The organism is Nocardioides sp. NPDC004968 (assembly GCF_040608935.1).
GTDB lineage: Bacteria > Actinomycetota > Actinomycetes > Propionibacteriales > Nocardioidaceae > Nocardioides.
Map to the genome: position 1 here is coordinate 80,052 of NZ_JBEXJF010000006.1, position 19,040 is coordinate 99,091.

The 19,040-nt window shown below is 70.6% G+C and carries 21 protein-coding genes; 10 read left to right on the forward strand and 11 right to left on the reverse strand.

What is annotated here, in order from left to right:
- Window positions 1–13: 13 nt before the first annotated feature.
- The 8 genes from ABZU72_RS09285 to ABZU72_RS09320 form a co-directional block, all read right to left on the reverse strand.
- Entirely contained in the window at window positions 14–493 is a 480-nt protein-coding gene (locus ABZU72_RS09285; RefSeq protein WP_355018573.1) for a nucleoside deaminase, read from the reverse strand.
- Window positions 494–539: 46 nt separating this feature from the next.
- Complete coding sequence (locus ABZU72_RS09290) at window positions 540–1,373, reverse strand: MurR/RpiR family transcriptional regulator (RefSeq protein ID WP_355018574.1); 834 nt, start codon at window positions 1,371–1,373, stop codon at window positions 540–542.
- A 5-nt stretch (window positions 1,374–1,378) separates the two neighbouring features.
- A complete protein-coding gene (pucL, locus tag ABZU72_RS09295; protein ID WP_355018575.1) occupies window positions 1,379–2,254 on the reverse strand; it encodes a factor-independent urate hydroxylase in 876 nt (291 codons plus the stop codon).
- Window positions 2,254–2,568 carry a hydroxyisourate hydrolase gene (gene uraH / locus ABZU72_RS09300; protein ID WP_355018576.1) on the reverse strand — a complete coding sequence of 105 codons (315 nt, stop codon included), beginning with the start codon at window positions 2,566–2,568 and terminating at the stop codon, window positions 2,254–2,256. The genes pucL and uraH overlap by 1 nt, the downstream gene beginning before the upstream one ends.
- 11 nt (window positions 2,569–2,579) lie before the next feature.
- Window positions 2,580–3,074 carry a 2-oxo-4-hydroxy-4-carboxy-5-ureidoimidazoline decarboxylase gene (gene uraD, locus ABZU72_RS09305; protein WP_355018695.1) on the reverse strand — a complete coding sequence of 165 codons (495 nt, stop codon included), beginning with the start codon at window positions 3,072–3,074 and terminating at the stop codon, window positions 2,580–2,582.
- Between the two features lie 75 nt (window positions 3,075–3,149).
- Entirely contained in the window at window positions 3,150–4,688 is a 1,539-nt protein-coding gene (locus tag ABZU72_RS09310) for an AtzH-like domain-containing protein (RefSeq protein ID WP_355018577.1), read from the reverse strand.
- On the reverse strand, window positions 4,685–5,740 hold the full coding sequence (locus tag ABZU72_RS09315; RefSeq protein ID WP_355018578.1) for an acetamidase/formamidase family protein: 1,056 nt from the start codon (window positions 5,738–5,740) through the stop codon (window positions 4,685–4,687). Before ABZU72_RS09315 ends, ABZU72_RS09310 begins: the two co-directional genes overlap by 4 nt.
- A gap of 58 nt (window positions 5,741–5,798) precedes the next feature.
- Window positions 5,799–6,176, reverse strand: a complete 378-nt coding sequence (locus tag ABZU72_RS09320; protein WP_355018579.1) for a DUF202 domain-containing protein — start codon at window positions 6,174–6,176, stop codon at window positions 5,799–5,801.
- A gap of 45 nt (window positions 6,177–6,221) precedes the next feature.
- On the opposite strand from ABZU72_RS09320, the gene ABZU72_RS09325 reads away from it, so the two are divergent.
- Window positions 6,222–7,049 (forward strand): thioesterase family protein, encoded by an 828-nt coding sequence (locus tag ABZU72_RS09325; protein WP_355018580.1) that lies wholly within the window; start codon window positions 6,222–6,224, stop codon window positions 7,047–7,049.
- 17 nt (window positions 7,050–7,066) lie between these two features.
- On the opposite strand, the gene ABZU72_RS09330 is transcribed toward ABZU72_RS09325, so the two are convergent.
- The gene (locus ABZU72_RS09330) at window positions 7,067–8,662 is read right to left on the reverse strand and encodes a D-alanyl-D-alanine carboxypeptidase family protein (protein WP_355018581.1); all 1,596 of its coding nucleotides are present in this window, start codon (window positions 8,660–8,662) and stop codon (window positions 7,067–7,069) included.
- A gap of 112 nt (window positions 8,663–8,774) precedes the next feature.
- Here ABZU72_RS09330 and ABZU72_RS09335 point away from each other — a divergent pair, with 112 nt between their 5' ends.
- The 6 genes from ABZU72_RS09335 (at window position 8,775) to ABZU72_RS09360 (ending at window position 14,556) form a co-directional block, all read left to right on the forward strand.
- Window positions 8,775–9,485, forward strand: coding sequence for a (deoxy)nucleoside triphosphate pyrophosphohydrolase (locus tag ABZU72_RS09335; protein WP_355018582.1), 711 nt, complete (start codon window positions 8,775–8,777; stop codon window positions 9,483–9,485).
- A 10-nt stretch (window positions 9,486–9,495) separates the two neighbouring features.
- The gene (gene mshB / locus ABZU72_RS09340; protein WP_355018583.1) at window positions 9,496–10,431 is read left to right on the forward strand and encodes an N-acetyl-1-D-myo-inositol-2-amino-2-deoxy-alpha-D-glucopyranoside deacetylase; all 936 of its coding nucleotides are present in this window, start codon (window positions 9,496–9,498) and stop codon (window positions 10,429–10,431) included.
- Window positions 10,428–10,784, forward strand: coding sequence for a hypothetical protein (locus ABZU72_RS09345; protein ID WP_355018584.1), 357 nt, complete (start codon window positions 10,428–10,430; stop codon window positions 10,782–10,784). The genes mshB and ABZU72_RS09345 overlap by 4 nt, the downstream gene beginning before the upstream one ends.
- Window positions 10,785–10,846: 62 nt before the next feature.
- Window positions 10,847–13,207: a VanW family protein gene (locus ABZU72_RS09350; RefSeq protein ID WP_355018585.1), complete on the forward strand. Its 2,361-nt coding sequence runs from the start codon at window positions 10,847–10,849 to the stop codon at window positions 13,205–13,207.
- A 109-nt stretch (window positions 13,208–13,316) separates the two neighbouring features.
- The gene (locus ABZU72_RS09355) at window positions 13,317–14,147 is read left to right on the forward strand and encodes an alpha/beta fold hydrolase (protein ID WP_355018586.1); all 831 of its coding nucleotides are present in this window, start codon (window positions 13,317–13,319) and stop codon (window positions 14,145–14,147) included.
- Between the two features lie 19 nt (window positions 14,148–14,166).
- Window positions 14,167–14,556: a VOC family protein gene (locus ABZU72_RS09360; protein WP_355018587.1), complete on the forward strand. Its 390-nt coding sequence runs from the start codon at window positions 14,167–14,169 to the stop codon at window positions 14,554–14,556.
- A 4-nt stretch (window positions 14,557–14,560) separates the two neighbouring features.
- Here the strand turns inward: ABZU72_RS09360 and ABZU72_RS09365 are convergent, their stop codons facing one another.
- Window positions 14,561–15,448 carry a GNAT family N-acetyltransferase gene (locus tag ABZU72_RS09365; RefSeq protein WP_355018588.1) on the reverse strand — a complete coding sequence of 296 codons (888 nt, stop codon included), beginning with the start codon at window positions 15,446–15,448 and terminating at the stop codon, window positions 14,561–14,563.
- A 79-nt stretch (window positions 15,449–15,527) separates the two neighbouring features.
- Here ABZU72_RS09365 and fdxA point away from each other — a divergent pair, with 79 nt between their 5' ends.
- The 3 genes from fdxA to ABZU72_RS09380 are packed head-to-tail and all read left to right on the forward strand — an operon-like array spanning window position 15,528 to window position 18,040.
- Window positions 15,528–15,851, forward strand: coding sequence for a ferredoxin (gene fdxA, locus ABZU72_RS09370; protein ID WP_355018589.1), 324 nt, complete (start codon window positions 15,528–15,530; stop codon window positions 15,849–15,851).
- The gene (gene dapC / locus ABZU72_RS09375; protein WP_355018590.1) at window positions 15,851–16,972 is read left to right on the forward strand and encodes a succinyldiaminopimelate transaminase; all 1,122 of its coding nucleotides are present in this window, start codon (window positions 15,851–15,853) and stop codon (window positions 16,970–16,972) included. Before fdxA ends, dapC begins: the two co-directional genes overlap by 1 nt.
- A 36-nt stretch (window positions 16,973–17,008) precedes the next feature.
- On the forward strand, window positions 17,009–18,040 hold the full coding sequence (locus ABZU72_RS09380) for a hypothetical protein (RefSeq protein WP_355018591.1): 1,032 nt from the start codon (window positions 17,009–17,011) through the stop codon (window positions 18,038–18,040).
- A gap of 123 nt (window positions 18,041–18,163) precedes the next feature.
- On the opposite strand, the gene ABZU72_RS09385 is transcribed toward ABZU72_RS09380, so the two are convergent.
- Window positions 18,164–19,012 carry a hypothetical protein gene (locus ABZU72_RS09385; RefSeq protein ID WP_355018592.1) on the reverse strand — a complete coding sequence of 283 codons (849 nt, stop codon included), beginning with the start codon at window positions 19,010–19,012 and terminating at the stop codon, window positions 18,164–18,166.
- Window positions 19,013–19,040 lie beyond the last annotated feature (28 nt).

Sequence of the window (19,040 nt, forward strand, 5' to 3'; positions counted from 1 at the left end):
ACGCCTCGGCAGGTCAGTAGTCCGTGCGGTCCTGCTTCGCGAGCCAGGCGTCGAACGGGTCGTACGCCTGCGGGATCCGCAGCTCGTCGACGCGGGTCGGCCAGTCGTGGTGCTCGTTGGCGCGGCCGGTCCCGAACAGGTCGTAGAAGGCGCGGTCGTCGAACCCGCCCTTGGCCGCGTCGTCCCGGTCGGCCGCGTAGACGACGCGGTCCAGACGCGCCCACAGCGCGGTCGCCAGGCACATCGGGCAGGGCTCGCACGAGGTGTAGAGGGTGCAGCCGGCCAGCGAGAAGCTGTCGGCCTCCTTGCAGGCGGCCCGGATCGCGACGATCTCGGCGTGAGCGCTCGGGTCCAGGTCGCGGGTGACCCGGTTCTGGCCCGTGCCGAGCAGGATGCCCTCGCGAAGGATGATTGCCCCGAACGGGCCACCGCCGTTGTTGACGTTGCGCACGGCGAGTGCGATCGCCTGCTCCAACCACATGGTGTCGCTCATAAGATCCCCCCGGATCGATGTCCTACTGCCATTCTGCTCCCAGGCATCACTCGACCTCGTGGAGCCGGTCGTAGGTGGCGCTGATGGTCGATACGCGGTCGCGTCCGGCCCGTCCCCGCTCGTGGAGTACGCCGTCGGCGAGCACGCTCGCCAGCGACATCGGCGCGGCCAGGGAGTCGAAGGCGAGAGCGCCCTGGACAGGGCACTCCAGCGCGATGTCGGCACGGCCGAGGTGGACCGTTCCGGTCGGGTCGGCGATCACGATCACGGTGCTCCCGGAGGACGCGGCGGCGTCGACGAACTCGCCGAAGCCTGGCGGCCGGCGCCGCAGCCCGACCGCGACCACCACCGAGCCCTCACCGAGCTCGGCCAGCTCCTCGCCGATGACCTGGCCCGGAGCGGGCGCGAGCGTGACCCGCTCGCGGGTCTGGGTGAGCTGCTGGCGCAGATGGAGCGCGACCGGGTAGGAGTTGCGCCAGCCCGTGACCATCACGTCGCTCGCGCCGGCGATGGCCTCGATCGCCTCGGCGATGCCGGCCTGCTCCACGACCCGCGCGATCGCGGCCGCCTCGCCCTCTGCGTGGGCGCTCAGGTCCGGAGCGCCCTCGACCCGTCGCGGCTCGCCGGCCGTACGCAGCCCACGCAGGTGATCGCGTACCTCGTCGAAGCCGTCGAATCCCAGCGACCGGAAGAGCCGGCTCATCGTCGCCTTGGACACCTCCGCGAGCGAGGCCAGCTCGGCCGCGCGGTAGGTCGCCAGGTCGTCGAGATGCTCGAGCAGCGTGTCGGCCGCCTTGCGCTCCTGGGGCGAGAGCGTCTGGTAGTTCGCGGCGATCCGCCGGTCGATCCGCTGGTCCACCCGAGCTGTGCTCACGGTCATGCGGGTCACGCGAACCCAGGTACTGAGGCCCAGGCGTCCGGCTCGGTCGATCCGTCGCGCTGCAGGGTCGCCTCGATGAGCCCGTACGGGCGGTCGGCGGCGAAGAAGACCTCGTTCTGATTCTCGAGGTCGAACGGGGAGAGGTCGACGAGGAAGTGGTGCTTGTTGGGGCAGGAGATCTTGAACTCCGCGATCCCCTCGAAGGCCTCCATCACGGCCCTGCCCATCTCGTAGATGGTCTGCTGCAGCGCGAGCGAGTGCACCTCCGCGAAGGTGTCGAGCATGAGCGCGCGGATCCGGTCGTAGGCCTCGTTCCAGTCCTCCGGTTGGCTCTCCCACCGCCACCACGCGGTGACCTCGGTCGCCAGGATCCGGTCGGTCGTCTCGGCGAGGGTGGTGTAGCGGTCGCGCGGGAAGCCGTGGAACTCCGACCCGGTCGACTTGAGCACCACCAGGTCAGTCAGGCCCGACAGAACGAACCTTCGCTCGCCATAGCTGTTGACCACAGCCGTACGCGTCTCCTGACCGCGCCGGGCGAACGAAAATTCGTTCGCCGGGATCCGGTCCCAGGAGTAGGACTCCGCCTTCATCACCGACCCGGTCACCCACGGCTGCTCGGCCCAGTAGGCGCTGAGGTCGAGCAGGAACGCCTCCGGCGAGGTGATGCCGAGCTCCTTGGCCTTCGCGTAGACCACGTTCTTCTGGGTGTCGGTGGCGTGCACGTGCACGTTGTCACCCTCGGTGAAGGCCGTTGCGAAGTCGCCCCTGAGCTGGGTGGACACGTTCAGGTCGTGGATCGTGTGCCGTGCGCCTTCCCTGTCGACCTTGACCAGGCGTACCTCCGCCTTGCCGTGCTGGTTGGGGCCAAGAGTGATCGACATCAGCTTCCTCGATAGGTCGTGTAGGAGAACGGGCTGAGCAGGAGGGCGACGTGGTGGTGCTCGCCGGCGGTGACGGTGAACCCGATGGTCACCTCGGGGAAGAAGGTCTCGCGATCCTGCTCGGCGAACCAGGGGCCGGTCGCGAAGGTCAGCAAGTGCGGCCCGGGCGGCACCTCGCCGTCGAACCGCACCCGCCCGTCGGCGTCGGTGGTCGCGGTGCGCGCGCTGTCGTCGGGAAGGGTGAGGTAGAGCGCGAGCCCGGCGGCAGGCCGGCCGAGGGCGGCATCGAGGACGTGCGTGGAGACGGTGGTCATACCAAAACCTGTCATGCCAGCAAGCCTCGCAGCCGGAGCAACGCGATCTCGGCGAGCTGGCCCTTGGTCACCGTGATTTCGGTAGCCGGGTCGTTCTCCAGCCGGTCCTCGAGGAGCGCGAGCATCTCCTCGGCGCTGCGCCCCGCCGCCCGCACCAGGTAGATCCGCCCGAACCGCTCCTCGTAGGCCGCGTTCCCCGCCCTCAGCCGCGCCTGCACCTCGGCGTCGGCAGGGTCGACCCCGGCTTGCTCACGGGCGGAGAGTGCCGCGCTGTCGCCGTCCCCAGTGTGCCGTTCCCCGATCCTGGGGTGGTCGGCCAGGGCTGCCTCGACCTCCTCGTCCGTCCAGGCCGCGGCCAGCTGCCTGGCGGCGGCGAGCAGGTCCGGTAGGTCCGTATAGGGCCGCCCCGCGACCAGCCCGGCCGCCCACGAGGGGATCGCGACACAGGGTGCGACGACGCTCTCCGCCGCGTCGGCGGGCAGGGCATCGAACTCGGCGAGCGTCATGGTCACCACTGCAGCCTATGAAACGATCGTTTCGGCGTCCGCAACGCAGGTTGCCTTTGTGTAACGCCCTGGCCGCTACCCCGCGAGGCTCTGGGCCAGGGCTAGGAGGTCGCGGTCGCGGCCGGGTGCGGCGACCAGGCAGAGGCCCGCCGGGAGATTGCCAGGGGTGCGGACGGGGATCGAGACGGCGGGGAGGCCGGCGATACCGGCGATGCAGGTGAGGCGCATGGTGTCGTCGCGCACCCCGGCAGCGTCGGCCGCCGTCGGCGCCACCGACGAGGCGCTGGGGTAGGCGAGGATGCGGTCGCCGACGACGTCGAGGATCTCCGTACGCGCCTGCGCGAGCACTTCACGCGCCTCGGCGGCCTGCTCGCGGGTCACCGACCGGGCCATCTCGAACCGCCCGCGCACCGCCTCGCCGATCGTGTCGAGCCGGGTCTCGAGCCAGGCCCCGTGGGCCTGCCACGCCTGGTGGGCCTGTCCGATGACGAAGGCCTGGCGCCACTCGTCCAGCCTTGCCGCCTCCCAGGCCAGCGGCTTGGCTTCGGGCAGCGCCTCGTTCACCGCGGTGGCGACGTCCTCCGCGGCGAGCCCGACCAGCGACGGCACCAGGTGGACCTCGTCCAGCGAGACGGATGATGACGCCGGAGCGTCCGGCAGCAGTACGTCACCCACCGCCTGCAGCAGGAACGCCGAACGCGTCATCCACCCGACGGTGTCGAAGGCCTTGGCGAGCGGGAGCAGGCCCTCGCGCGAGACGGCCCCGTGCGACGTACGGATCCCGTAGAGGCCCTGGTAGGCGGACGGGACCCGGATCGAGCCGCCGGTGTCGGTGCCGAGGCCGATCGAGGCCTGGCCGAGGGCGACCGCGGTCGCCGAGCCAGATGACGAGCCGCCGGGGATCCGCCCGGGAGCCTTCGGGTTCGGCGGCGCCCCGTAGTGGGCGTTGAGCCCCGACAGCGAGTAGGCGAACTCCTCGGTGCGCGCGATCCCGCGTACCGACGCTCCGGCGTCGAGCAGCGCGGCGACGGCGGCGGCATGCGACGGTTCCACCGGCGCCTGCTCCAGCCATGCCGGGCTCCCGGCGCCGACCGCGAAGCCCGCGACCGCGAAGAGGTCCTTGACCGCGACGGTCTCGCCCGAAAGGGCGCCGTCGGCGGTGTGCGAGGAGACCAGCGGGTCCCCGACGACCCGCCAGATCCGGGTGTCGAAGGCCGGCGCGGGCGCCGAGACATGGGCCGCGGTGACCTGCCAGCCGCCGTACTCGATCCGCACCGGGTCCCGCGCCCACAGCTGCGTCTGCAGACCGCGCCCGCCGCGGTCGAGCTCCGTGACGGCCACGATCAGCGCATGGTCGTCGTCGATCACCTGCACATGGGTCTGCACGATGCGCCGCTTCGGCGCGCCGCCGCGCGACCCGCGAAAGGCGGAGATCTGCTCGTGCCCGACGAGCAGTCCGGCGGCATCACCGCGCAGGGTGGTCGGTGAGTCGGCGAAGAGCGCGTCCAGAGCGGCGACGTCGTCGGACATCAGCGCGCTCTCGTACGCCCGGAAGGCCTGCAGCAGCCCGTGCGGGACCGGTTTGAGCTGGGCGCCGGCATGTCGAGGGGTCATAGGGCGAAGTCTGCCTTGCGGATCGTGGCGTGTACGCCTTTGACGACGTCGACGACCTGAGAGATCCGGAAGTCGGTGGCCGCCGAGAGATAGGCGTACGCAGCCTCCGGCTCCATCCCGAAGCGCGCGCTGAGCAGGGCGATCGCGGCCCGGACGCAGTTCTGCGTGGCCACGTCGAGGGACTCGTCGAGCCCGGTGGGGATCAGAAATTCCGAGGTCTCCGCCAACGGCCCGGCGAGCTCGCCGAACCGCGTGGCGGCCTCCTCGCGAGCGACCACGTCGAAACGGAGCGTCGCCCGGAGCGAGGCCTCCAAGGCGGTCAGCGAGACCTCGCCGTCACCCTGCGCGAAGTGCGGGTCGCCGACGTAGGCCAGCGCCCCGGCGACCTGGACGGGCAGGTAGAGGGTCGCCCCGGCCGTGAGGAGCCGGATGTCGATGTTGCCGCCGTGCGACCCGGGCGGGACCGAGTGTGGCCGCTCAGACCCCGGCACGGCGACCCCCATGATCCCGAGGAACGGGTCGAGGGCGAACGACGCCGGCCCGATCACCCCACGTCCGTCGACGACGGGGGTGAAGACGCTGTGCACCGGCGAGTCGCCACGCGGGAACTCGTCCGGCAGCGCGCCGCGCCCGTGCCGGTTCGACACCACGCCGTAGGGCACCCGCGGCAGCGTCTCCAGCACCGTGATCGCGAGCAGGTCTCCCACCTCGGCACCTTCGACCTCGATCGGCCGCGAGACCACGTGCGGACCGTCGACGCCGAAGGTCCGCTCATAGCCCGACGCCGCGAGAGCGACGGCGTCGGAGAGGACTTCCGAGACGCCGTGGGCCGAGAAGAACCTCTCCGGGTCCCGCCCCTGGTCCTCGAGGATGCCCTCGTGGGAGATCGTGTCCACGGTCACCGAGGTCCCCGGCGCGATGCTCAGCACGGGGGAGTCCGTCGCGCACGGCAGCCGCCCCCACAGCACGTTGTCGACCTCGGCAGGGAGGTAGGTCGAGGAGCTGATCGGTCCGGTTCCCGGCTGCAGTGCCGTCACGGTGGGGGCAGTCATGGCCGAAACCGTATGGAACGGATGTTTCACGTTCGTGACGCGCGGATCAGCCGATGGTTCAGAAGACGAGCGCGACGCCGAGGAGCACCGCGATGAGCAGCAGCGCCCCGGCGAGGATGAACCCGGTGGAGAAGGCCGGCAGCGGTCGCCGCTCCCGCATCGCGCGCTCGACCCGTGCCCAACGGACCATCGCGAGGACCGTGCACAGGATCGCGGTGAGCACCAGCATGGCGACCACCCCGATGCGTACGCCCTCCGCGGTGGGCACCTGGAACGAGTGCAGCGCGACCGCACCGGCGAGCAGGCCGAGCACCGTGCGTGCCCAGGCCAGGAAGGTGCGCTCGTTGGCCAGCGTGAACCGCGGGTCCGGCTCGGAGCCGTGGTCGTAGACCCAGTGCGGGTGCCGCGGGTCCTCCTTCGATGGCGTCTCGGTCATGCCCCCATCGTCCACCACATCGGGTCCCGATCTAGATTATTACCCATGGGTAATAGCGAACAGGCTGAGTTCGACCGTGACATCGCGGTCCGCAGGACCGACCAGAAGACGTACGCGGCCGACCTCGCCCCCGGCTGGGTGGTCGGCGGTGGTGTGAACGGCGGCTACCTGCTCGCGGTCATCGCCAACGCCCTGCGAGCTCACCTGCCGAACCACCCGGACCCGGTCGTGCTGAGCGCGTTCTACGCCGGCGCGAGCACCCCCGGGCCGGCGGAGGTCCGCGTCGAGACCAAGCGCGACAAGGGCTCGCTGGCCATCGCGACCGCCGAGCTGTGGCAGGGCGAGGAGCTGCGGATCACCACCACCGCGACGTACGCGGACCTCGACGGTCTCCACGCCAAGAGCAGCGGCTTCGAGCGGGTCACCGCGACCGAGCCGGAGCTGCCGCCGCTCGATGAGTGCCTCTCCTCGACCACGGCGCCCGAGGAGATGAAGAAGTTCGTGCCGATGCTGGACCGCTACGAGCTCTGCGTGCCGAAGGAGCAGTTCGTCTGGGGCGGCGCCGCGCCGACCGGCGAGGCCGTCTTCACCGGCTGGTTCCGTCACCACGAGCGCGAGCCCGACCCGATCTCGCTGCTGCAGGTGCTCGACGCGCTCCCGCCGGTCACCTTCGGGCTCGAGCTGCCAGGCTGGGCGCCGACTCTCGAGCTCACCTGCCACATCCGCCACAAGCCGGCGCCGGGCTGGCTCAAGGTCACCCACTTCTCCCGCAACCTCTCGGGCGGCATGTTCGAGGAGGACTGCGAGGTCTGGGACTCCGAGGGCAAGCTGGTCGCGCAGGCGCGTCAGCTGGCTCGGCTGCCGCGCGCCTGACGCGTCAGTCCGGGCGGTCACATCGGAGCGCAGCGGTCCTTCCCGCCGTACGCGTCCCAGTGCCAGGCCTCGGCCGAGTACTGCTTCAGCCCGACGCTCAGCGCCGTCTTGTTCAGGAACCTCCACACCGCGCTGGCCGGCTCCGAGGCCCGCGTCGCGCAGGTCTTGCCGCCGGTCGCGCTGGGCTGTTCGAAGTCGATGGCGATGCCGAGCTGGTGGGACGAGTGGCCGGGCTGCGCGGTGAGCGTGTAATCACCGGTCGGGCAGCCGCCGGTGGCGTCCTCCTGGCACAGCGCCTTCTGCTTCTTCATCGTCCGGAACGAGCTGCCCGCGACCAGGTCGACCCCCTGCTTCGAGGCCTTCTTGACCAGCGCCGCCGCGGCCCCGGAGATGCGTGCGTTGACGACGGTCAGGCCTTCGGCGCCGTCGATGTAGTAGGGGTCGCCCTTGGTGCTCTCGGTGCCCGTGTTGGGCAGTCCTTCGACCGCGCAGAGCCGCACCGGGATCAGCTTGCCCTTGTCATACCCTTCGCCCTCGCCGAGGTCCTTCGTCCCCGGCGAGCACACGAGCGCGGTCGAGTCGGCGCGTACGTTGCCGACCGGCCTCGTTGGTGCCGCGACCTCGAGGAGCTTGCCCTCGGCTGCGCCGGCGGCGCGCTGCTCGGAGGCCTCCACGGCCAGGTCGGCGAGATGACCGGTGACCCCGCCCGCGTTCGCGTCGGCGTCGGTCTGACCCGCGTCCGGGGCCGTCTTCGGGACGTCCTCGGGGCAGGTCGTGATCGACTCGCTCAACGGCTTCTGGGTCCCGGTAGCGAGGGTGATGTTCGCGCACACGACTGTGGTGTGGTCGCGCTTTGCGTAGGTGTCCTGCCAGGTCCGATAGCCGGCCACCGAGAAGCTGTTGCCGTCTGTGCCGGCAGGATCGGCCTGCAGCGTACGCAGCCTCAGGCCGTCGCCGTAGGCGCCCGGCTGCTCCAGCCAGGTCCCGATGTCCGCGGCGGTGACCTCCCAGCCGACGCTGCGCAGCGACGCCACGGCCACCGACAGGTCGTTGCCGACGCCGTTCAGGTCGTCGGTCGTGGTCTGCTCCCACTTCTGCATCTGGTCGTAGAAGTCGTACGCCCCGTAGCCGCCGACCCCGACCAGCGCGAGCACCAGCAGGCCCACGACCACCTTCGGCCACCGCCGCTTCTTCGGCGGCTCGGGCCCGAACCGGCCGGGACCGAAACCCTGCGGGTACCCCGGGGGCGGCTGCTGCCCGTAGGGCTGCTCGGGGTAGGGCTGCTCGGGGTAGGGCTGATCCGGATAGGGCTGCTGGCCGTAGGGATCCTGCTCAGGCGGATAAGGCTGCTGTGCCGGCGGATAGGGCTGCTGCTGAGGCGGGTACGGCCGCTGGTCTGAGTAGCGCTGCCCGCCGGGGTAGGGCTGGTGCTGCCCCGGATGGGGCCGCTGCTGGCTGGGGTGGGGCTGCTGCCCCGGGTGCTGCGGCTGCTGAGGTCGGCCCGGCTGGGCCGGTGGCCGTTGGGGCTGCCGCGGGCCGGGGAAGGGCTCCTGTCCCCGGTAGGGCGGGCGAGGCTCGCCGGGGCGCCGCGGGGGCCACTGCTGATCGCTCATGATCGGGCCCCGGACGGGGGCAGGCAGGCGATGAGCAGAAGACAGCGGGGCACGGCGTTGGAGCGTACCCAAGAGACACCACTTTCCGGGTGTCTAGGGAACAATCTCACACGTGAACAGCCCCAAGACCGTAGTGGCCGCGGCGATCCTCAGCGCCGACGGCAAGCAGGTGCTGGCCGCGAGGCGTACTTCCCCGCCCGAGGCCGCCGGACGCTGGGAGCTCCCCGGCGGCAAGGTCGAGGAGGGGGAGACGCCCGAGGCGGCCCTCGTCCGCGAGATCGGCGAGGAGCTCGGCTGCCTGATCGAGGTGCTCGACTGGATGGAGGGCGAGTCGGCCATCGGCGGGACCGCCGGCAGGCTGATCGCCGCGACCGCCCGGGTGGTCGCGGGAGAGCCGAGACCGCGCGAGCACGACCAGGTCCTCTGGCTGGCGGCCGAGGACCTCGACTCGATCGATTGGCTCGAGCCCGACCGTCCGTTCCTCGATGCGCTCCGCCACGTACTCGGCGTGCCCGAAGGGCCCACTCTGCGCGGCATCTTCTTCGAGGAGGAGTACGCCCGGACCGCCGCGTCGACGCTGGAGCGCGAGGGCTGGACGGCCCGGGTCAGCAGGGAGCGCTACCAGGGCGAGGACGACGACGAGGACCACCCGTGGTCGGTCGAGACGGACGCCCCGGAGATGGTCCTGGAGCTGCTGGTCGACGAGTACGACGGCTGGCTCGACATCCCCGAGGACGCACCGGACGACTCGATCGCCCCCGAACCCGTCGAGCTCCCCGACAACCCGAAGCGGATCAAGCGCCCCGACTTGGGCGACTCCTAGGATCGATAACGTGACTTCACAGAAGAGCCTGCTGCTCGTCCACGCCCACCCCGACGACGAGACGATCGCGACGGGGGCGACGATGGCGAGATATCTCGCCGAGGGCGCCCGCGTCACCCTGGTGACCTGCACGGCCGGGGAGATGGGCGAGATCCTGGTCCCCGGCCTCGCCCATCTCGCCGCCGACCAGGACGACGCCCTGGGCGAGCACCGCCGAGGCGAGATCGACGACGCGATGGCGGCCCTGAAGGCACCCGACGGCAGCCAGGTCGACCACCGCTGGCTGGGCGGATTCGGCAACTACCGTGACTCCGGGATGACCTGGAGCGAGGGCCGCACACACGCGCTCCCCGACCCCGACGCGCGCGAGAACGCCTTCTGGTACGCCGACCTCAACGAGGCCGCCGACCACCTCGTCACGATCATCCGCGAGGTGCGCCCGCAGGTTCTGGTCACCTACGACGAGTTCGGCAACTACGGCCACCCCGACCACATCCAGGCTCACCGGGTCGCGACGTACGCCGCCCATCTCGCCGCCGTGCCGACCTACAAGAAGGAGCTCGGCGAGGCCCACGAGATCGACCGGATCTTCTGGACCGCGATCGCGGAGAGCTGGATCCGCGAGGGGCTGCGGGCGGCCCGCGCGGCCGGCGACGAGGACGCGCTCGGCGGGATGGACCCGGAGGGTCCGCTGCCGATGGCCACTCCCGACGTCGACATCGCCGCCGCGATCGACGGCACCGCCTACGCCGATCAGAAGGTCGCCGCGATGCGCGCCTACCCCACCCAGATGGACATGGAGCAGGGCATGTTCGCGATGACCAACAGCCTCGGTACGACCGCGTGGTCCCAGGAGCACTTCCGGATCGCCAAGGGAGCCGTCGAAGGGACTGTCGAAGGGACCGTCGACGGGACCAGCCTGACTGACCTCTTCGCCGGGTTGTGAGGCTGCTCGGCGGCGGCCTGGCTCGTTGTGGGGCCGGTCTTCTCCTCGGTCTCGTCGTCGGGGTCGCGGCGGTCGCAGTTCATCCCTGGTGGTGGGGTCTGCCGCTCGCGTTGGCCGCGTCCTCGGCGATGCTGCTCGTGCTGCCGCGCGGAGTCTCGAGGATCGCGTACGCCGCGGCCTGGGCGATCGTGGTCGCACTGGCCGCGACGCCGAGGCCGACGGGCGGGTATGCCGTCGCGGGCGACGTGGCGGGGTACCTGATGATCTTCTGGGCCGTGCTGATGATCGTGGTGGCCACCGCGACCGTGTCGAGGGTCGCTTCCCGGGCGGATCAGGACCTCCCCGGGAAGTGACGAACGTCCCAAGATGGGCTACGGGTTCGGCCTAGGGGGGTATAGGTCCTAGGCTCTCCCGCATGTCCAATGAGCCCGAGGCCTCCAAGGCCCCCGAGCCCGCGAAGCAAACTGACGCGGCCGGGTCCAACGCCAGCCAAGCTGGCGCGGACGATGCTGCCATCGAGACGATCATGATCCCTCAGATCGAGATCGACGCCCGTGTTGCCGAGTCCACGGGTGCCAAGCCGGTTCCGAACGACGCCGATGATGAGCCCGAGGGCGCGACCCGAGTGGTCCCCGCCGGCGACTTCGACGAGGATGCGGCCGAGGAGACCCTGCTGCGCAGCACGATGCTGCGCTCGGAGCTGCCGAAGCGCGCCGAGCTGCCGGAGGAGGACAACTTCCTGTTCGTCTCGAAGAACCGGAAGTTCGCCCCGGAGCCGGACGCGGTCGACGCCGCCCCCGAGCTGGCCAGCGACGCGGCCACCGAGATCGCGCTCGACAACCAGGCCCAGAACGCTCCCGACTTCGATGACGAGCCGCTCGAGGCGACCGTCATGGGCGTCGGGCCGTTCGTCGTGAACGAGCCGGTCCCCGCCGACCAGCCCGGCTTCGACCAGTCCGGCTTCGACCACTCCGGTTACGACCACTCCGCCTTCGAGCAGCCCGACTACGCCCAGCCGGTCGCGGCCGAGAGCAAGCCGCTCGGCACCGGCACCAAGGTCGCCGCCGCGATCGCGGGCGGCATCGCCGTCCTGGCCTTCGTCGGCTGGGCTGCTGCGTACGCCGTGGCGGGGGAGAAGATCCCCGAAGGCACCACGGTCGCGGGCGTGGACATCGGCGGCATGACGGCCGCCGCGGCGACGCCGCTGCTGGACCAGAAGTTCGCTCCCGCCCACAGCCAGCCGATCAACGTGACCGCCGGCGACAGCACGACCGAGGTCAACCCGGCCGACGCGGGCCTGAGCTTCGACGCCGAGGCGACGATCGAGAAGGCCAACGCCGTACGCAGCTGGAGCCCGGTCAAGCTGTGGAAGCACTTCACCGGCGGCGCCGAGATCGAGCCCGTCGTCAAGGCCGACGACAAGCTGATCGCCAAGGTCGCCGCCAAGGTGAACAAGCGCGCCGGCACCCCCTTCAAGGACGGCGACGTCGTCATCAAGAAGGGCAAGATCAAGACCACCCAGCCGGTCGCCGGTGAGGGCGTCAGCGACGAGGCCCTCCGGACCGCGCTCGCCGGTCAGCTCCTCGTCGAGGGCGACCGCAAGGCCGACGTACCTCTAGCGGAGCTCACCCCCGACGTCGACGAGGCCGACGTCCAGGAGGCGGTCGACAAGGTCGCCACGCCGGCGGTCTCCGGGCCGATCACGCTGAAGTTCGAGAAGACCCCGGTGGAGCTGTCCCCGAAGGAGTTCGGCGACGCGATCCGGTTCGACCCGAAGGACGGCGAGCTGCAGGCCTCGGTCGCGCCCAGCAAGCTCAAGAAGGTGCTCAAGAAGGCCCTCGCCGACGACGCCGCGAAGCCGGTCGACGCGACCATCAAGATGGTCAACGGCACTCCGAAGGTCATCCCCGCCAAGCCGGGTGTCACCTTCAACCAGAAGGACCTGGAGGCGGTCTTCCTCGACGTCGTCACGGCGCCGAAGGGCGAGCGCACCGTCGAGGTGAAGTCGAAGGTCGCCAAGCCGAAGGTCACCACCGAGGAAGCCAAGGCCTGGGGCGTGAAGGAGAAGGTCTCGACCTTCACCACCAACTTCCCCTACGCCGAATACCGCAACGTCAACATCGGCCGCGCCGCCGAGCTGGTCAACGGCACCGTGCTCGCGCCGGGGGACACCTTCTCGATGAATGGCATCGTCGGGGAGCGTACGGCCGCCAACGGGTTCACCAAGGGCTGGATGATCCAGAACGGTGTCTTCCGCGAGGACTACGGCGGCGGTGTCTCGCAGATGGCGACGACCACGTTCAACGCGATGTTCTTCGCCGGTCTCCAGGACGTCGAGCACAAGGCCCACTCGCTCTACATCGACCGCTACCCGATCGGCCGTGAGGCGACCGTCGCCTGGCCCTCGCTGGACCTCAAGTTCAAGAACAACACCAAGTACGGCGTCCTGATCCGCTCCTGGGTCAACCCCGCCAGCGGCAGCAGCCAGGGCGCGGTGACCGTGGAGATGTGGTCCACCAAGATCTGGGACATCAAGACCCGCACCGGCGAGCGCTACGACTTCAAGTCGCCGGGCAAGCAGAAGATCACCGACGGCAACTGCGAGAACACCGTCGGCGCCCAGGGCTTCTCGATCAACGTCTGGCGCGACTTCTACAACGCGGGTTCGGGCTCGAAGGTCGACACCGAGACCTTCAAGACCACCTACATCCCGCAGGACGAGGTCGAGTGCACCGACGAGTCGGAGAAGCCGCCGCCGCCCGCCGACCCCAACTGACCCGAGTCGGCCGGTTCTGACCACAACCAACGCCGAGTCGGCGCGTCATGACGCGCCGACTCGGCGTTGTTGACCGTGACGCGGATCACAGCTGCTCGTTGAAGCGGTCATGCGCCCGTTTCTGCTGAGTCTTCTCGCTGCTGTCGCACTCGTCCTGGCACCGGTCTCTGCCCCCGCTGCGGCGGGGCCGAGCCGGACCGGGATCCCGCTTCCGGGCTCGCCCTACGGCGACCCCGCCGGGTCCAACGACTGGGCGTGCGCGCCGTCGGCAGCCCGCCCGACGCCGGTGATCCTCGTGCACGGCACCTTCGGCGACCGCCGCTCGCTGCTGGATCCGATCTCGCTGGCCATGAAGCGGGCAGGGTTCTGCGTCTACTCGCTCGACTACGGCAACCGCGCGACTGGCGACATCCGGGACTCGGCGGCTCACCTGGGTGAGTTCATCGAGCGCGTACGCGAGGTCACCGACGCCGACAAGGTGTCCCTCGTCGGTCACTCCCAGGGCGGCATGATGCCGCGCTACTACATCAAGAACCTCGGTGGAGCTGCCTACGTCGAGGACCTCGTCGGCCTCGCTCCCTCCAACCACGGCACGACCATCGTCTTGGACGGGACCGCGCTCGGAGCCACCGGTCTGTGCCAGTCGTGTGCCCAGCAGGCCGCCGGCTCGCAGTTCCTCGCCGACCTGAACGCCGGCGACGAGACCCCGGGCGACATCTCCTACACCCAGATCGTCACCGCCACCGACGAGGTGGTCGTGCCCCACACCTCCGGTTTCCTCGCGGAGGGCCCGAACACCACCAACGTACGCATCCAGGACGCCTGCGCCCTCGACCTCTCCGACCACCTGCTCATCCCGATGAGCGCCTCCGCCATCGCCCTCACCCTCGACGCGCTCACCCACGAAGGCCCCGCCTCCCCGGACCTGAAGACCTGCTGACCTCGCCTACCGTTCACCCATGCACCTGGACCTGGTCACGATCGTCGTTCCCGACTACGACGAGGCGATTGAGTTCTTCCGCGACGTCCTCGGCTTCGAGGTCACCGAGGACGCACCGTCCACCACGAACGACGGCCGCCCGAAGCGATGGGTGGTCGTACGCCCGCCCGGCGGTGGCACCGGCTTCCTGCTCGCCCGGGCTGACGGCCCCGCGCAGGCCGCGAGGGTCGGTGACCAGACCGGCGGCCGGGTCACGTTCTTCCTGCGGGTGGACGATTTCAGGATCGCGTACGAGAAGCTGGTCGCCGCCGGGATCGAGCTCGTCGGGCCGGTGCGCGAGGAGCCCTACGGCACCCTCCAGGTCTTCCGGGACCCGTTCGGCAACCTGTGGGACCTGCTGGCGGGCTGAATCTCTACGGGGTGGGCGAGGCGTAGTAGCGGGAGCGGTGGTGCTCGGTGAAGCCGAGCCCCTCGTAGAGGGCGAGGCCGGGGGCGTTGGTGGTCTCGACGTGGAGCCAGGCGGCGCGGGCACCGCGTTCGGCGCCCCACTCGAGCAGGGTGGCGAGAGCCTTCGAGGCGAGGCCCTGGCGGCGGTGTGGCTCGGCGACCTCGAGGTCGTGGATGGCCAGCCAGTCGCGTTCCATCGTGCCCATGATCCGGGCGGTGTCGCCGAGGGTGATCAGCACCTGTGCGTCGTTCGCCTGGACCTCGACGCGGGCGTCCTCGACGGGCGGAGGCAGGATGCGGCGGGTGGCGGCGAGCCCGGCGAGCTGGAACCCGACGGTCACGTCCTCGACCCAGCCGCGCGCGACCACAGCCTCCTCGACCGCGGAGCCGACCTCGATCTTCACGCGCGGGCGCTTGTGGCGGCTCCGGTAGTAGCTCTCGACCCGGTCGATGGCCGCATCCAGCCCGATGCCGGGGTCGCCGATCGCCAGCGCCGAGTTGGGGCGCCGGCGGACCGAGACCTCGTGGTCGAAGAGCACCCACTCGCCCAACGGCTCGGAGGTGGTGCCGGGGAAGATCGCGGCGCTGAGCAGCTCGGCCTCGCGCACCCCGATCCGGAGGCGTACGTTCGGCCGTGGCGGCACCGGTTTGCCGGAGACGATCTCGGCGACGGGCACGCTCACCTGCTCCCCGGACTCACGCTCGATGACCGCGACGCCGTCGGCCCAGGACGTACAGACTCCGAGGATGTCGGTGAAGGCGGGGCCGCCGGTGGGGCCGGTCTCGCCGGGCACGAGGCGGCGGATGACGATCCGCTTGCCGACGACATGTGGTCCCAGGAGATGAGCAGGCACGTGGGGATACTAGGCTGTTCCCTGAAGGGCCAGTCGTGCCCCTCTGACTTTCGTGATACCCCGCTTGGAGGAGCCCCGAATGACGTACGTCATCGCCCAGCCCTGTGTTGACGTGAAGGACAAGGCTTGCGTCGACGAATGTCCGGTGGACTGCATCTACGAAGGCAAGCGGATGCTCTACATCCACCCCGACGAGTGTGTCGACTGCGGCGCCTGCGAGCCGGTGTGCCCGCCCGAGGCGATCTTCTACGAGGACGACACCCCGGAGGAGTGGAAGGAGTACTACGACGCCAACGTCAAGTTCTTCGACGACCTCGGTTCGCCCGGTGGTGCTGCCCGCATGGGTGAGATCGACAAGGACCACCCGTTCGTCGCCGCGCTGCCCCCGCAGAACCAGGAATGATGCCGGCCTCGATCCCAGTCTCGCAGCGGCTGCCCGACTTCCCCTGGGACAAGCTCGCTCCCTTCAAGGAGAAGGCGTCCGCGCACCCTGACGGGCTGGTCGACCTCTCGGTCGGGACTCCGGTCGACTCGACCCCCGCGGTGGTGCAGAACGCGCTCCGTGCTGCCGCCGACTCCCCGGGCTACCCGACCACGATCGGCACACCCGCGGTACGTCAGGCCGCGATCGACTGGCTCGCGCGCAACCACGGGGTCGACGGCCTCGGGCTGGACAACGTGCTGCCGGTGATCGGCTCCAAGGAGCTGATCGGATCGCTGCCGCTTCACCTCGGCGTCGGCCAGGGTGACCTGGTCGCCTACCCGGAGCTCGCCTACCCGACGTACGAGGTCTCCGCGGCTCTCGTCGGCGCCGACACCGTCGCCACCGACTCGCTGGTCGCGTTGGGCCCGAAGGCGCCGAAGATCCTGTGGATCAACTCGCCCTCCAACCCGAGCGGCCGGGTGCTCCCGGTCGAGCACCTGCGCAAGACGGTCGAGTGGGCGCGTGAGCGCGGCACGCTGCTGATCTCCGACGAGTGCTACATCGAGTGCGCCTGGGACGCTGAGCCGATCTCGGTGCTGCACCCGGACGTCTGTGGCGGCTCCTACGAGGGCATCCTCGCCGTCCACTCGCTCTCCAAACGCTCCAACCTCGCGGGCTACCGCTGCGCCTTCGTCGCCGGTGACGCCTCCGTCCTCGGTGAGGTCCTCGCGGTCCGCAAGAACCTCGGCCTGCAGATGCCAGGCCCGCAGCAGGTCGCCATGGTGACCGCGCTGGGCGATGACCAGCACGCCAAGGAGCAGCACGCCCGCTACGCCGCCCGGCGCGCCAAGCTCAAGACGGCGCTGGAGTCGGCCGGCTTCCGCATCGATCACTCCGAGGCATCCCTCTACCTGTGGTCACGGCGCCCGATCTCCGGGGGCGACGAGGACTGCTGGGCCACCGTCGAATGGCTCGCCGAGCGCGGCATCCTCGCCGCCCCCGGCATCTTCTACGGCCGCGCCGGCAGCCAGCACGTACGCATCGCCTTCACCGCCACCGACGAGCGCGTCGACGCGGCCGTCGCCCGCCTCACGGCATAGCCGGGCGGGTTTGCCCCATACGTGAAGATTGGTGGAGTGAGCGCACAGCCGGGGACCCCGACGGGCCCGCCGACCATCCCGCCCCCGGGTCCGCGGCCTCCTGCGCCGGGCCCTCACGGGCCGAGGCTCCCCGAGCCGGCGCGCAAGGCGCTGCGCAAGTCGGCGCGGGAAGCCCGCAAGCAGCTGCGGCCGGTGCGCAAGCACCTCATCGTCCTCGGCGTCGTGATCGCCGTCGCCCTGGTCTTCGCCGGCCTGCGGCTCCTCGGCGTCGGGGTCGGCGGCATCCCGGTCCTCGCCCGCGAGGCCTGCACCGTGACCTCCGAGGGCGAGACCTACGACCTCTCCTCCGAGCAGGCCGAGCGTGCCTCGGCGATCGCCGCCCAAGCCGTACGCCGCGGCCTCCCTGCCCGCGCGGCCTCTGTCGTGCTGGCGGTCGAGCTCGCCGACCACTCGCTCGAACGGGATCCGGCGAAGGCGGCCGGCCTCTACGACCGGCTCTCCGGGGTCGCCGACTACCGCCAGCAGTCCGTCCCGGGCGTCGCCCAGCAGATCGGCGACGGCCCGCGCGACAGCTACCGCGACGCCGAGCCCGAGGCGCGGGCCCTGGCCTCGGCGCTGACCGGCAACACCCCTGAGGCGTTCTCGTGCGTCGTCAAGGGCAGCGCCGAGGAGGTCCCGGACAGGCTCAGCGGCGCCGGGCTCACCTCGCGTGCGGAGGCGCTGCGCGAGGACGTACGCAGTGTCTACGGGGGCGTCCCCGAAGGCGGCTTCCAACCCGGCGGGGTGACCACCGGACACATGGTCGGCTCGGCCCACTACGAGGGCCGCGCGGTCGACTACTTCTTCCGGCCCATCAACGCCCGCAACAACATCAGAGGCTGGTCGCTGGCGCAGTACCTCGTCGCCAACGCCGACCGCCTCGACATCGAGACCGTCATCTACGACGACCGCATCTGGACCAAGTTCCGCTCCGGCGCCGGCTGGCGCGACTACGAGGTCCCGCCCCGCGGCGGCGACCAAGCCATCCTCGAGCACCGCGACCACGTGCACGTCGACGTAGCCGACTGACGCCGAGGCGTCACGTACGTCGGCCGAGAGGTCGCTCGCGTTGGCCGAGTTGGCACCCGACTGCCATGTCGCCCGCCCGGGGTGACGTCTCGGCCGACCGGGCTGACGCCTCGGCTGGTGGGGTCAGGCGAGGGTGACGACGATCTGGTCGCCGGTGGCCTTGGGGGTGGCGGCCCACTCCTCGTCCTTGCCGGCGGACCAGGTGCGGCCGTCGTAGGCGATGGAGGTGGCGCCGAACTCGCTGGCCCGGGCGAGTACGTAGTGGGCGACGGCCCAGCCGTTGCGCTGGCCGGTCTCGCCGGCGTCGACGGGGATGACCACGGTGGTGCCGTCGACCCGGGCGCGGCCGACCATCTGGCCGAGCAGCTGGTTGACCTCGGTCTTGGTCGCCTGGGGCTTGCCGGAGCCGGCCTCGGGCTCGTCGATCCGACAGGTCAGCGCGGCGGGGGAGTAGCCGCTGATCGCGGAGGCGATCGCGCGGCCCTCGCCCTCGTGGTCGGCGTACGCCTCGGGGTAGGCCGAGCGCTGTACCTCCTGCGCCGCCTCGGTGACCACCATGTCCTCGTAGCCCTCGATCTTCACCAGCGCGTCGTAGAACTTGTTGGTGGCGTAGACGGGGTCCTGGACCTGCTCCTCGGTGCCCCAGCCCATCGACGGGCGCTGCTGGAAGAGGCCGAGCGAGTCCCGGTCACCGTGGCTGATGTTGTAGAGCTTCGACTCCTGGATCGCGGTCGCGATCGCGATCGTCGCCGCCCGTGCGGGCAGGCCGCGCTTGAGCCCGAGCGCCGTGATCACGGCGGCGTTGCCCATCTGCTCGGGGTCGAAGCGCGCCTCGTACTCGCCCGCGACCGCCGTGCACTGCTGCAGGTCGGGCAGGATCGAGTCCAGCTTGTCCGTCGCGGCCTGAACGACCCAGTAGATGCCGCCGGCGATCACGCTGAGCACCACCAGGGCGGTGAGAAGCTTCTTCAACTCGGCACTCTGCTCTTCGGGCTCTTCG

Coding starts and splice junctions, on each gene's coding strand:
- ABZU72_RS09285 (WP_355018573.1), bottom strand. CDS start 493: ATGAGCGACACCATGTGGTTGGAGCAGGCGATCGCACTCGCCGTGCGC.
- ABZU72_RS09290 (WP_355018574.1), bottom strand. CDS start 1,373: ATGACCGTGAGCACAGCTCGGGTGGACCAGCGGATCGACCGGCGGATC.
- pucL (WP_355018575.1), bottom strand. CDS start 2,254: ATGTCGATCACTCTTGGCCCCAACCAGCACGGCAAGGCGGAGGTACGC.
- uraH (WP_355018576.1), bottom strand. CDS start 2,568: ATGACCACCGTCTCCACGCACGTCCTCGATGCCGCCCTCGGCCGGCCT.
- uraD (WP_355018695.1), bottom strand. CDS start 3,074: ATGACGCTCGCCGAGTTCGATGCCCTGCCCGCCGACGCGGCGGAGAGC.
- ABZU72_RS09310 (WP_355018577.1), bottom strand. CDS start 4,688: ATGACCCCTCGACATGCCGGCGCCCAGCTCAAACCGGTCCCGCACGGG.
- ABZU72_RS09315 (WP_355018578.1), bottom strand. CDS start 5,740: ATGACTGCCCCCACCGTGACGGCACTGCAGCCGGGAACCGGACCGATC.
- ABZU72_RS09320 (WP_355018579.1), bottom strand. CDS start 6,176: ATGACCGAGACGCCATCGAAGGAGGACCCGCGGCACCCGCACTGGGTC.
- ABZU72_RS09325 (WP_355018580.1), top strand. CDS start 6,222: ATGGGTAATAGCGAACAGGCTGAGTTCGACCGTGACATCGCGGTCCGC.
- ABZU72_RS09330 (WP_355018581.1), bottom strand. CDS start 8,662: ATGAGCGATCAGCAGTGGCCCCCGCGGCGCCCCGGCGAGCCTCGCCCG.
- ABZU72_RS09350 (WP_355018585.1), top strand. CDS start 10,847: ATGTCCAATGAGCCCGAGGCCTCCAAGGCCCCCGAGCCCGCGAAGCAA.
- ABZU72_RS09355 (WP_355018586.1), top strand. CDS start 13,317: ATGCGCCCGTTTCTGCTGAGTCTTCTCGCTGCTGTCGCACTCGTCCTG.
- ABZU72_RS09360 (WP_355018587.1), top strand. CDS start 14,167: ATGCACCTGGACCTGGTCACGATCGTCGTTCCCGACTACGACGAGGCG.
- fdxA (WP_355018589.1), top strand. CDS start 15,528: ATGACGTACGTCATCGCCCAGCCCTGTGTTGACGTGAAGGACAAGGCT.
- dapC (WP_355018590.1), top strand. CDS start 15,851: ATGCCGGCCTCGATCCCAGTCTCGCAGCGGCTGCCCGACTTCCCCTGG.